6 protein-coding genes and 1 pseudogene are annotated in these 12,827 nt (G+C 61.6%); all 7 read left to right on the top strand.

Annotated features, from left to right (window positions below; translation table 11 throughout):
• Window positions 1-126: 126 nt before the first annotated feature.
• Window positions 127-423 (top strand): annotated as a pseudogene (locus tag LOY28_RS16130) (polyketide cyclase); the annotation flags it as partial.
• Window positions 424-572: 149 nt separating this feature from the next.
• Complete coding sequence (gene tpx, locus LOY28_RS16125; protein ID WP_018926141.1) at window positions 573-1,073, top strand: thiol peroxidase; 501 nt, start codon at window positions 573-575, stop codon at window positions 1,071-1,073.
• Between the two features lie 166 nt (window positions 1,074-1,239).
• A complete protein-coding gene (locus LOY28_RS16120) occupies window positions 1,240-2,556 on the top strand; it encodes an MdtA/MuxA family multidrug efflux RND transporter periplasmic adaptor subunit (protein WP_019020895.1) in 1,317 nt (438 codons plus the stop codon).
• The gene (locus LOY28_RS16115; RefSeq protein WP_258612122.1) at window positions 2,553-5,657 is read left to right on the top strand and encodes an MdtB/MuxB family multidrug efflux RND transporter permease subunit; all 3,105 of its coding nucleotides are present in this window, start codon (window positions 2,553-2,555) and stop codon (window positions 5,655-5,657) included. Before LOY28_RS16120 ends, LOY28_RS16115 begins: the two co-directional genes overlap by 4 nt.
• Window positions 5,654-8,761, top strand: coding sequence for an efflux RND transporter permease subunit (locus tag LOY28_RS16110; RefSeq protein ID WP_019650008.1), 3,108 nt, complete (start codon window positions 5,654-5,656; stop codon window positions 8,759-8,761). Before LOY28_RS16115 ends, LOY28_RS16110 begins: the two co-directional genes overlap by 4 nt.
• Window positions 8,758-10,239 carry an efflux transporter outer membrane subunit gene (locus LOY28_RS16105; RefSeq protein ID WP_018926137.1) on the top strand — a complete coding sequence of 494 codons (1,482 nt, stop codon included), beginning with the start codon at window positions 8,758-8,760 and terminating at the stop codon, window positions 10,237-10,239. The genes LOY28_RS16110 and LOY28_RS16105 overlap by 4 nt, the downstream gene beginning before the upstream one ends.
• A gap of 260 nt (window positions 10,240-10,499) precedes the next feature.
• Entirely contained in the window at window positions 10,500-12,581 is a 2,082-nt protein-coding gene (locus LOY28_RS16100; RefSeq protein WP_026286423.1) for a bifunctional diguanylate cyclase/phosphodiesterase, read from the top strand.
• Window positions 12,582-12,827: the final 246 nt, after the last annotated feature.

Here is a 12,827-nt window from a genome sequence, read left to right as displayed (position 1 = left end):
TGAATCGACAACGCACCTAAACAAAAATTGTCCTTTTCGTTTTAGTCGATGTTGTAGGGAACAGATGTATTTTCGACATCCTCCTCGCGATCAAATATTCCTGTGAGACCCATCCAACGACCAACGGAAGGTGCCCTCCAGTTCCGCTTCAGGCACTGGATGTTCAACATGATCCCGTCGAACTGGACGGTGGTGATCCGGGAGGTCGGCGATACGCATTTCATCGATGAAATGCTCAAGGGGCCGTTGCGTGCCTTTCGTCATGAGCATCGGGTGGCGGCGGGAGAGGGCGGTACGCTGTACACCGACCGCGTGACCTATGCGGCGATTGGCGGTGCCTTGACTGAAGGGCTGCTGGTGAATGCCTGCATGCGGCGGATTTTCGCGGCGCGGCACCGCAATATGCTGCGGTTACTTGGGTAGTGCACGTGCATCCAGCCCTGTGGAATTGCAGGTTTGCCTCTCCCGCCACTCATGACAATTTGTGTTTTTGCATAGGTCCCCGGCTCATTTCGTGGTTAACTTCGGCCTCGTCAAAATTCTCTACATCAACGTTCAGAAGGACTCCGTTCATGGCTCAAGTCACTCTCAAAGGCAACCCGGTTCAAGTCAACGGCCAACTGCCACAAGCCGGTTCCCAGGCGCCAGCCTTTTCCCTGGTTGCCGGCAATCTGTCCGACGTGACCCTGGCGAGCTTCGCCGGCAAGCGTAAAGTGTTGAACATCTTCCCAAGCGTCGACACCCCGACCTGCGCCACCTCCGTGCGCAAGTTCAATGCCCAGGCCAATGACGTGGCCAACACCGTGGTGCTGTGCATCTCGGCTGACCTGCCGTTCGCCCAAGCCCGCTTCTGCGGTGCCGAAGGCCTGGAAAACGTGCAGAACCTGTCGACCCTGCGCGGTGCCGAGTTCAAGGAAAACTACGGCGTGGCCATCGCCGATGGTCCACTCAAAGGCCTGACCGCCCGTGCCGTCGTGGTTCTGGACGAAAACGACAAGGTCCTGCACAGCGAACTGGTCAAGGAAATCGCTGAAGAACCGAACTACGACGCAGCGCTCGCCGTTCTGAAGTAAGCAAAGTTTTACAATTGTTAACGGCCTGGCCCTGTCCAGGCCGTTTTCATTTGTGTCCTAACTTCCTGTTACGTAAGCCAAAGGTAAATTGCCGGTAAAGGCGCTTTGCTTAATACCCGCCAGTGCTTATCGTTCAGCCTCCCGTAGAAAAAAGCGCACGCGCCCAATGGTTGATCATTCCATGCAATCCTCCGCTTCCCGCAATCCTCGTCGCTGGCTGTTCGGCCTGCTTGTCCTGTTGGTCATCGTCGGCCTGTGCTGGAAGTTCTGGCCCGCTGGCAGCAGCCCGAAGGAGGGCGCAGGGCAGAAAGCCGTTGCCGGGCATACCGGTCGGTCGGGGGGGATGCGTCCGGGATTCGGCGGGGCGACGGGACCGGTTCCGGTGCGCGTGGCGCCGGTGGTCAAAGGCGATTTTCCGCTGTATTACAAGGCGCTGGGCACGGTCACGGCGCTGAACACCATCAATGTGCGCAGCCGCGTCGGTGGCGAACTGGTCAAGGTCTATTTCGAAGAAGGGCAGATGGTCAAGGCGGGTGACCTGCTGGCCGAGATCGATCCACGTCCTTATCAGAATGCCTTGCTCCAGGCCGAAGGCACCTTGCTGCAGAATCAGGCGCAATTGAAAAACGCCCAGGTCGACGTCGAGCGTTATCGTGGCCTGTACCGCGAAGACAGTATCGCCAAGCAAACCCTGGACACCGCCGAAGCGCTGGTCGCCCAGTATCAGGGTACGGTCAAGACCAATCAGGCGGCGGTCAACGACGCCAAGCTCAATCTGGAATTCACCAAGATCCGCGCTCCGATCACCGGGCGTGTGGGTCTGCGGCAGCTGGACGTCGGCAACCTTGTGGCGGCCAACGACACCACGGCGCTGGTGATCATCACCCAGACCCAACCGATCAGCGTGGCCTTTACCTTGCCGGAAAACAGCCTGGACACCGTGCTGACCCGCTATCGCACCGGCGCCAAGCTGCCCGCCGAAGCCTGGGACCGCGGCGACACCCAATTGCAGGCCACCGGCGTGTTGCAGAGCCTCGATAACCAGATCGACGTCACCACCGGCACCCTGAAATTCAAGGCCCGCTACGAGAACCGCGATCAAGCGCTGTTCCCCAATCAGTTCGTCAACGTGCACCTGCTGGCCGATACCCTTAAAGATGTGGTGCTTGCACCCTCGGCGGCGATCCAGTTCGGCACCAACGGCACATTCGTCTATGCGCTGGACGGCGACAAGAAGGTCACCATCCGCCAGTTGAAAGTCGGCGCCAGTGACGGGGAAAACACCGTGATCACCGAAGGCCTGGCCATCGGTGATCGGGTGGTGCTGGAAGGCACCGACCGCCTGAAGGACGGCAGTGAAGTGGAGGTGGTCAACGACAGCAAGGATGTACCGACCACTCCGACCGAACATCTGCAAGGCAAATCGGCGGCGACCCCAGGCGAGCCGGCGGCCACCGACAAGGCGAAAAAGGGCGGCGCATGAACATCTCGCGGCTGTTCATCCTTCGCCCGGTCGCCACGACCCTGAGCATGCTGGCCATTATTCTGGCCGGGGTGATCGCTTATCGGCTGCTGCCGGTGTCGGCATTGCCTCAGGTCGATTACCCGACCATCCGCGTCATGACGCTCTATCCCGGCGCCAGCCCTGATGTCATGACCAGCGCCGTGACTGCGCCGCTGGAACGTCAGTTCGGCCAGATGCCCGGCCTGACCCAGATGGCCTCGACCAGTTCCGGTGGTGCCTCGGTGCTGACCCTGCGGTTCAGCCTCGACATCAACATGGATGTCGCCGAGCAGCAGGTGCAGGCGGCGATCAACGCCGCGACCAATTTGCTGCCCAAGGATCTGCCCGCGCCGCCGGTGTACAACAAGGTCAACCCGGCGGATACCCCGGTGCTGACCCTGGCCATCACTTCCAAAACCATGCTGCTGCCCAAGCTCAATGACTTGGTCGACACCCGTATGGCGCAGAAAATTGCGCAGATCAGCGGCGTCGGCATGGTCACTATTGCTGGCGGTCAGCGTCAGGCGGTGCGGATCAAGGTCAACCCCGAGGCCCTGGCGGCCAACGGCCTGAACCTGTCGGACGTGCGCACCTTGATCGGTGCCTCCAACGTCAACCAGCCCAAAGGCAACTTCGACGGCCCGACCCGGGTGTCGATGCTCGACGCAAACGACCAGCTGACGTCGCCCAAGGACTACGCCAACCTGATTCTTGCCTATAAAAACGGCGCGCCGTTGCGGCTCAAGGACGTGGCGGAAATTGTCGATGGCGCCGAGAACGAACGCCTGGCGGCATGGGCCAATGAAAACCAGGCCGTGCTGCTGAACATCCAGCGTCAGCCCGGCGCCAACGTCATCGAGGTGGTCGACCGGATCAAGGCCTTGCTGCCGAGCATCACCGACAACCTGCCGGCCGGCCTCGACGTCACGGTGCTCACCGATCGCACACAAACCATCCGCGCCTCGGTCACCGACGTGCAACACGAACTGCTGATCGCCATCGCCCTGGTGGTGATGGTCACGTTCCTGTTCCTGCGGCGGGCCAGTGCCACGATCATTCCGTCGGTGGCGGTGCCGCTGTCGTTGATCGGCACCTTCGGCGTGATGTACCTCGCCGGGTTTTCGGTCAACAACCTGACCCTGATGGCGCTGACTATCGCCACCGGTTTCGTGGTGGACGATGCAATCGTCATGCTGGAGAACATTTCCCGCTTCATCGAAGAGGGCGACAGCCCACTGCAAGCGGCGCTCAAGGGTGCCAAGCAGATCGGCTTCACCCTGATTTCCCTGACCCTGTCGTTGATCGCGGTGCTGATTCCGCTGCTGTTCATGGCCGACGTGGTGGGGCGCTTGTTCCGCGAGTTCGCGATCACGTTGGCGGTGGCGATCCTGATTTCGCTGGTAGTGTCCCTGACCCTGACGCCGATGATGTGCGCGCGGTTGCTCAAGCGTGAGCCCAAGGAAAAAGATCAGGGCTGGTTCTACCGCTCCAGTGGCGCAACCATCGACTGGATGATCGCCGCCTACGGGCGCAAGTTGCAGTGGGTGCTCAAGCATCAGCCGCTGACCTTGCTGGTGGCCATCGGCACGCTGGCATTGACCGTGTTCCTGTACATGGTGGTGCCCAAGGGTTTCTTCCCGGTGCAGGACACCGGGGTGATCCAGGGGATTTCCGAGGCGCCACAGTCGATTTCCTTCGCGGCGATGAGCGCGCGCCAGCAGGAATTGGCCAAGGTGATCCTGGCTGACCCTGCGGTCGAAAGCCTGTCGTCCTATATTGGCGTCGACGGTGATAACTCGACGCTCAATAGCGGCCGGTTATTGATCAACCTCAAGTCCCACAGCCACCGCAACCTGAGCGCCACCCAAGTCATTGCCCGCTTGCAACCGGAGCTGGACAAGCTGGTTGGCATTCGCCTGTTCATGCAGCCGGTGCAGGACCTGACCATCGAAGATCGGGTCAGCCGTACGCAGTACCAGTTCAGCATGTCGTCGCCGGATGCCGAGTTGCTTGGCTTGTGGAGCGGGCGTCTGGTCGAAGCCCTGGCGCAACGGCCGGAACTGACCGATGTCGCCAGCGATTTGCAGGACAAGGGTTTGCAGGTTTATCTGGTGATCGACCGCGATGCGGCGTCGCGGGTTGGCGTATCGGTGTCGAACATCACTGACGCGCTCTACGACGCCTTCGGCCAGCGGCAGATTTCCACCATTTACACCCAGGCCAGCCAGTACCGCGTGGTGCTGCAATCGCAGTCCGGCGAGAAGATCGGCCCCGATGCGCTGAACCAGATTCACGTCAAGACCACCGATGGCGGGCAAGTGCGCCTGTCCAGCCTGGCGCATGTCGAGGAGCGTCAGGCGCAGCTGGCGATCACCCACATCGGCCAGTTCCCGGCGGTGATGATGTCGTTCAACCTGGCGCCCGGCGTGGCGTTGGGGCATGCGGTGCAGATCATCGATCAGGTGCAGAAAGACATCGGTATGCCGATTGGCGTGCAGACCCAGTTCCAGGGCGCGGCCGAAGCGTTCCAGGCGTCACTGTCGAGCACTTTGCTGCTGATTCTGGCTGCGGTGGTGACCATGTACATCGTGCTCGGCGTGCTCTACGAGAGCTACATTCACCCGATCACCATCCTCTCGACCTTGCCCTCGGCGGCGGTCGGCGCCTTGCTGGCGCTGCTGTTGAGCGGTAATGACCTGGGGATGATCGCGATCATCGGCATCATCTTGCTGATCGGTATCGTGAAAAAGAACGCGATCATGATGATCGACTTCGCCCTCGAGGCTGAACGTAATCAGGGCATGGACCCGCAAGCTGCGATCTATCAGGCGGCGCTGCTGCGCTTCCGGCCGATTCTGATGACCACCCTGGCGGCGTTGTTCGGCGCGGTGCCGCTGATGCTCGCCACCGGCTCCGGCGCGGAATTGCGCCAGCCGCTGGGTCTGGTAATGGTCGGTGGCTTGCTGGTGAGTCAGGTGCTGACGCTGTTTACCACACCCGTTATTTACCTGTACTTCGACCGCCTCGGGCGGCGCTGGGGCCATAAGCCCGAGTCCGTGGAACCGGTAGAGCAGCCATGAACCTGTCCGGACCTTTCATCAAGCGCCCGGTCGCGACGATGTTGCTGAGCCTGGCGATCATGTTGCTGGGCGGCGTGAGCTTCGGCCTGTTGCCGGTATCGCCACTGCCGCAGATGGATTTTCCGGTGATCGTGGTCCAGGCGAGCCTGCCTGGTGCGAGCCCGGAGGTCATGGCCTCAACCGTGGCCACGCCGCTGGAGCGTTCCTTCGGCACCATCGCCGGGGTCAACACCATGAGCAGCCGTTCCAGCCAGGGCTCGACCCGGGTGATTCTGCAGTTCGACCTGGACCGCGACATCAACGGCGCGGCGCGGGAAGTGCAGGCGGCGATCAACGCCTCGCGCAACCTGCTGCCCAGCGGAATGCGCAGCATGCCGACTTACAAGAAGGTCAACCCATCGCAAGCGCCGATCATGGTGCTGTCGCTGACCTCGGATGTGTTGGAAAAAGGTCAGCTCTACGATTTGGCCTCGACCATTCTGTCCCAGAGCCTGTCCCAGGTGCAGGGCGTAGGTGAAGTGCAGATCGGCGGCAGTTCGTTGCCGGCGGTGCGCATCGAGCTCGAACCCCAGGCGCTCAACCAGTACGGCGTGGCACTGGACGATGTGCGCACCACCATCGCCAACGCCAACGTGCGCCGGCCCAAGGGCTCGGTCGAAGACGGCCAGCGGCTGTGGCAGGTCCAGGCCAACGATCAGCTGGAAAAGGCCAAGGATTACGAGTCGCTGATCATTCACTACGCGGACGGCGCAGCCTTGCGCCTGAAGGATGTGGCCAAGGTCAGCGACAGCGTCGAGGACCGCTACAACAGCGGGTTCTTCAATGACGACGCAGCGGTGTTGCTGGTAATCAACCGCCAGGCCGGCGCCAACATCATCGAGACGGTCAACGAGATCAAGGCGCAGTTGCCGGCATTGCAGGCGGTGCTGCCGGCCAGCGTCAAGCTGAACCTGGCGATGGACCGTTCGCCGGTGATCAAGGCCACCCTGCACGAAGCGGAAATGACCCTGTTGATTGCCGTGGCGCTGGTGATTCTGGTGGTGTTCCTGTTCCTCGGTAACTTTCGCGCCTCTTTGATTCCGACCCTGGCGGTGCCGGTGTCACTGGTGGGCACGTTTGCGGTGATGTACCTCTACGGCTTCTCCCTGAACAACCTGTCGCTGATGGCGCTGATTCTGGCCACCGGGCTGGTGGTGGACGATGCCATCGTGGTGCTGGAGAACATTTCCCGGCACATCGACAAGGGCGTACCGCCGATGAAGGCCGCGTACCTCGGGGCGCAGGAGGTCGGCTTCACGCTGCTATCGATGAACGTCTCGCTGGTGGCGGTGTTCCTGTCGATCCTGTTCATGGGCGGGATCATCGAAAGCCTGTTCCGCGAGTTTTCCATCACCCTGGCGGCGGCCATCGTGGTGTCGCTGCTGGTGTCGCTGACGCTGACGCCAATGCTTTGTGCGCGCTGGCTCAAGCCGCATACGCCGGGGCAGGAAAACCGTTTGCAACGCTGGAGCCAGCGGGCCAATGAGTGGATGGTCGGCAAATACGCCACCAGCCTCGACTGGGTGCTGCGCCATCGCCGACTGACCTTGCTCAGTCTGTTCGTGACGATTGGCGTAAACATTGCGCTGTATGTTGTTGTTCCCAAAACCTTTCTTCCCCAGCAAGACACCGGCCAGCTGATCGGTTTCGTGCGTGGCGATAATGGCCTGTCGTTCAGCGTGATGCAGCCGAAGATGGAAACCTTCCGCCGCGCCGTGCTCAAGGACGACGCGGTGCAAAGCGTTGCAGGGTTCATCGGTGGCAACAATGGCACCAATAACGCGTTCATGCTGGTGCGGCTCAAGCCGATCAAGGAACGCAATCTGTCCGCGCAGAAAGTCATCGAGCGTTTGCGCAAGGAAATGCCCAAAGTGCCCGGTGCGCAACTGATGCTGATGGCCGACCAGGACCTGCAATTCGGCGGCGGTCGCGAGCAGACCACCTCGCAGTATTCCTACATCCTGCAAAGTGGCGATCTCGGTGCGTTACGCGAGTGGTATCCGAAAGTCGTTGCCGCCTTCAAGGCCCTGCCTGAGTTGACGGCGATTGACGCCCGTGAAGGCCGTGGCGCCCAGCAAGTGACGCTGATCGTCGATCGCGATCAGGCCAAGCGGCTGGGCGTGGACATGAACATGGTCACGGCGGTGCTGAACAACGCCTATAGCCAGCGGCAGATTTCGACGATCTACGACAGCCTCAACCAGTATCAGGTGGTGATGGAGGTCAATCCGAAATACGCCCAGGACCCGGTCACCCTGAACCAGGTCAAAGTGATCACTGCCGACGGCGCGCGAATTCCGTTGTCGACCATCGCCCACTATGAGAGCAGCCTGGAAAACGACCGGGTCAGCCACGAAGGCCAGTTCGCTTCGGAAAGCATCGCCTTCGACATGGCCGAAGGGGTGACGGTGGAGCAGGGCTCGGCAGCCATCGAACGAGCGATTGCCAAGGTCGGCCTGCCGGAAGACGTGATCGCGAAAATGGCCGGCACCGCCGACGCCTTCGCCGCCGCACAGAAGAGCCAGCCGTGGATGATTCTCGGCGCGCTGGTCGCGGTGTATCTGGTGCTGGGTGTGCTGTATGAAAGCTACATTCATCCGCTGACCATTCTTTCGACCTTGCCATCGGCCGGGGTCGGCGCGCTGCTGTCGATCTATGTGCTGGGCGGTGAGTTCAGCCTGATCTCCTTGTTGGGGCTGTTCCTGTTGATTGGTGTAGTGAAGAAAAACGCCATTCTGATGATCGACCTGGCGCTGCAACTGGAACGGCACCAAGGCCTGGAGCCGCTGGAATCGATCCGCAGCGCCTGCCTGCAACGGCTGCGACCGATTCTGATGACCACCCTGGCGGCGATCCTCGGTGCCTTGCCGCTGCTGCTGAGCCGCGCCGAAGGGGCGGAAATGCGTCAGCCGCTGGGCCTGACCATCATCGGCGGGCTGGTCTTCAGCCAGGTGCTGACCCTTTACACCACCCCGGTGGTTTACCTCTATCTCGACAAACTGCGCCATCGTTTCAACCGCTGGCGTGGGGTGCGTACCGATGCTGCTCTGGAAACTCCGCTATGACTGACCGTTCGCTTCTCAACCTGGCTGCACCGCTGATCACGGCCCGAGGCTCGCGTTTGCTGAGCCTGTCGCTGTGCGTGGCAATGCTCAGTGCCTGCGCCATCGGCCCGGATTACCAGCGCCCGCAAGCCGCCGCACCTGCGCAGTACAAAGAGGCGGCCGGCTGGCGTCAGGCCAACCCCAGCGATTCGTTGGCGCGTGGTGCCTGGTGGGAGCTGTATGGCGATCAGCAGCTCAACGGCCTGATCGAAAAGCTCAACAGCGCCAATCAGACCGTTGCCCAGTCCGAGGCCCAGTACCGTCAGGCCCAGGCCTTGGTGCGCAGTGCCCGTGGGGCGTTTTTTCCGACGGTGGACCTGACCGTCAGCAAGAACCGCTCCAGCCAGGGCACCGGCAGCAGCAGTTCGAGCCTGAGCAGTTCGTCCAGCGGTATCCGTGACACTTACTCGGCACAGGCCGGGGTCAGTTGGGAAGCCGATATCTGGGGCAAATTGCGTCGAGGCCTGGAAGCCGACACGGCCAACGCCCAGGCGAGTTTTGCCGACCTGGCGGCGATGCGCCTGAGCCAGCAATCGGAGCTGGTGCAGAACTACCTGCAATTGCGGGTGATCGATGAGCAGAAACGCCTGCTGGAAGCGACAGTCGAGGCCTATCAGCGCTCGCTGAAAATGACCGAAAACCAGTACCGTGCCGGAGTTTCCGGCAAGGATGCGGTGGCCCAGGCCACCACTCAGCTCAAAACCACCCAGGCGGAGATGGTCGACCTGATCTGGCAGCGCGCGCAGTTCGAGAACGCCATCGCCGTGCTGATCGGCCTGCCACCGGCCGAATTCAGCCTGGCCGAAACCCCAGACATCCCGGCGCTTCCCCAGGTGCCGCTGAGCTTGCCTTCGCAGCTGCTGGAACGGCGCCCTGACATCGCCTCCGCCGAACGCTCGGTGATGGCCGCCAACGCCAACATCGGCGTGGCGAAGGCGGCCTACTACCCGGACCTGACCCTGAGCATGAACGGCGGCTATAGCAGTAGCACTTACGCCAATTGGATCAGCCTGCCGAACCGTTTCTGGTCGGTCGGCCCACAGCTGGCCATGACCCTGTTCGACGGTGGCCAGCGCTCGGCGGAAGTCGATCGCAGTGAAGCGGCCTACGACGAGACTGTCGCCAAATACCGCCAGACCGTGCTCGATGGTTTTCGCGAGGTAGAAAATTACCTGGTGCAGCTCAAGGTGCTGGAAGACGAAGCGGTCGTGCGCCAGGAAGCTCTGGATGCGGCGCGCGAGTCTCTTCGCTTGACCCGGAATCAGTACAAGGCCGGGTTGATTGCCTATCTGGATGTGGTGGTGGTTCAGGCTACGGCGTTGAACAACGAACGCAACGCGCTGAGCCTGTTGCAGAGCCGGCTGATTGCCAGCGTGCAGTTGATTGCCGCGCTGGGCGGTGGGTGGGACGGGCAGCTTCAGGTGAGTGACAAGCAATAACCCCATCCCTGTGGCGAGGGAGCTTGCTCCCGCTCGGCTGCGAAGCAGTCGCAAACCGATTGATGCGTTTTGACTGAATGTACGCGTGAGCATCTTTGGGACGGCTTCGCCGTCCAGCGGGAGCAAGCTCCCTCGCCACAATGATCTTGATGGCTTTTTGATTACTTTGTGAGTGCGTTCGTCCGCGGAATCAGTACAATCGCCGGCTTTGCTCCCCCGAGAACAAACACAGTATGGCGGGGGCTGTTGCGAGAAATCCCATGCTCATTGGTAGTTATTCCCTTACGCTGGTTTTCATATCGCTGTGCGTGGCGATACTGGCCTCTTATACCGCGCTTGACCTCACCGGACGCATCGCCACGGCTAAGGGCCGAGCGGTGCATTTATGGACGGCGGGCGGCGCTTTTGCGATGGGCATCGGCGTGTGGTCGATGCATTTTATCGGCATGCTTGCGTTCACATTGCCGATCGACCTGGGCTACGACACCACCCTCACGGCACTGTCGCTGTTGATCGCGGTGCTGTCTTGCGGCTTTGCCCTTTGGCTGGTCAGTCAGCCACGGCTGCCGGCCTGGCAACTGGCGTTCGGCGCGCTGGTCATGGGCGCGGGTATCAGCGCCATGCATTACACCGGCATGGCCGCCATGCGCATGCAGCCGGGAATCGATTACGACCCGACTCTGTTTGGCGCGTCGTTGCTGATTGCCGTCGGCGCGTCGGGCGCGGCGTTATGGATCGCTTTCCGCCTGCGCCAGCACACGCCGCATGTTCGCCTGTTCCGTGCGGGTGCTGCAGTCATCATGGGCATTGCCATCGTCGGCATGCACTACACCGGCATGGCCGCGGCGCGCTTTGCCGCCGGCAGTTTCTGTGGTGCGGCGGTCAGCGGCTTGAACGGCAAGGGGCTGGACAGCCTGGTGCTGATCACCACCTTGGCGATATTGAGCATCGCCTTGCTGACGTCGATCCTCGATGCCCGCCTGGAGGCTCGCACCGCGGACCTCGCCCACTCGCTGACCGTGGCCAACCGTGAACTCACTCAACTGGCCTTGCACGACACCCTGACCGGTTTGCCCAACCGCATGTTGCTGGCCGACCGTATCGATCAGGCCATATCGAAAGTGCAGGAGCAGGGCAGCTGTTTTGCGTTGATGTTCATTGATCTGGACGGCTTCAAACCGGTCAACGATGCGTTCGGCCATCACATGGGCGACCAGCTGTTGCGTGAAGTTGCACTGCGCCTGCGCGAAGACCTGCGTAGCCAGGACACCCTGGCGCGGATCGGCGGCGACGAGTTCGTGTTGCTGGTGCGCCTGAACGAGCCGAACGATGCGCTGAGCCTGGCGGAGCGTCAGGTCGGGTTGATTGCGCGCTCGTTCCGGGTCGCCGAACATGACTTGCAGATTTCCGCCAGTGTCGGCATCGCGCTCTATCCGGGCAACGGTCAGACGGCCGATGAGTTGCTGATGAACGCCGATGCCGCGATGTACCACGCCAAAGGCGCCGGGAAAAACGGTCATCGCTTCTTCGACGCCTCGATGAACAGCAACGCGCGCAAACAGCTGCAATTGCTCCAGGACTTGCGCAGTGCCGTCGATCAGCAACAATTCAAGCTTTATTACCAGCCCAAATTCGACGCCGGTCATGGCCGGCCAGTGGGCGCCGAGGCGTTGCTGCGCTGGGAGCATCCGACCCTGGGCCTGCTGCAGCCGGACACGTTCATTGACCTTGCGGAGAAGACCGGGCTGATCATTCCGATTGGCGAGTGGGTGCTCAACGAGGCCTGCCGGCAGATGCGCGAGTGGTACGTGCTCGGTTACACCGATTGGCGTATCGCGGTGAACCTCTCGGCCTTGCAATTCTGCCACGCGGGGCTGGTGCAGAGCGTTGCCAAGGCCCTGGCCACCCATCATCTGCCGGCCAACAGCCTGACCCTGGAAATCACCGAAACCACCGCCATGAGCGACGCCGATGCGAGCATGACGGTGTTGCAGGAGCTGTCGGAAATGGGCGTCGACCTGTCCATCGATGACTTCGGTACCGGCTATTCGAGCTTGATGTACCTCAAGCGCCTGCCGGCCAATGAACTGAAGATCGACCGGGGTTTCGTCCGCGATCTGGAGCACGACAGCGACGACGCGGCCATTGTCTCGGCCATCGTCGCCCTCGGCCAGGCGCTGGGCCTGCGGATCGTCGCCGAAGGGGTGGAAACCGGCGTCCAGCAAGACTTCCTGACCCAGCTGGGCTGCGACTCGTTGCAGGGCTACCTGCTCGGGCATCCGCTGCCGGCCGATCGCTTCATGGTCGACATACACCGCGGGGAGCAATCGGCTACCGGCTGACGGACCCCTGAGATGATGGGGGAATGCCTGTGGCGAGGGAGCTTGCTCCCGCTGGGCAGCGAAGCGGCCCCCCTCATTTCTTCAGATCTACCAGGTTGCCTGAATTTACGACTGCTTCGCAGCCGAACGGGAGCAAGCTCCCTCGCCACAGGTTTGTCATCACAGGGTTGATGCAGGCCCATGCAAAACCGCGCAATGGCGGTTATTCTTGGCCCCGACTGCTTACGCTTGGAACGGGGGGAAAGC

This window comes from Pseudomonas sp. B21-017 (assembly GCF_024749245.1).
Classification (GTDB): Bacteria; Pseudomonadota; Gammaproteobacteria; order Pseudomonadales; family Pseudomonadaceae; genus Aquipseudomonas.
The sequence above is the reverse complement of the archived record's forward strand: the minus strand, read 5'-3'. Positions and strand labels throughout refer to the sequence as shown.

What these genes read in the sequence shown, in the direction of transcription:
- LOY28_RS16110 (WP_019650008.1), top strand. Translation starts at nt 5,654, where the DNA reads ATGAACCTGTCCGGACCTTTCATCAAGCGCCCGGTCGCGACGATGTTG.
- tpx (WP_018926141.1), top strand. Translation starts at nt 573, where the DNA reads ATGGCTCAAGTCACTCTCAAAGGCAACCCGGTTCAAGTCAACGGCCAA.
- LOY28_RS16120 (WP_019020895.1), top strand. Translation starts at nt 1,240, where the DNA reads ATGGTTGATCATTCCATGCAATCCTCCGCTTCCCGCAATCCTCGTCGC.
- LOY28_RS16100 (WP_026286423.1), top strand. Translation starts at nt 10,500, where the DNA reads ATGCTCATTGGTAGTTATTCCCTTACGCTGGTTTTCATATCGCTGTGC.
- LOY28_RS16115 (WP_258612122.1), top strand. Translation starts at nt 2,553, where the DNA reads ATGAACATCTCGCGGCTGTTCATCCTTCGCCCGGTCGCCACGACCCTG.
- LOY28_RS16105 (WP_018926137.1), top strand. Translation starts at nt 8,758, where the DNA reads ATGACTGACCGTTCGCTTCTCAACCTGGCTGCACCGCTGATCACGGCC.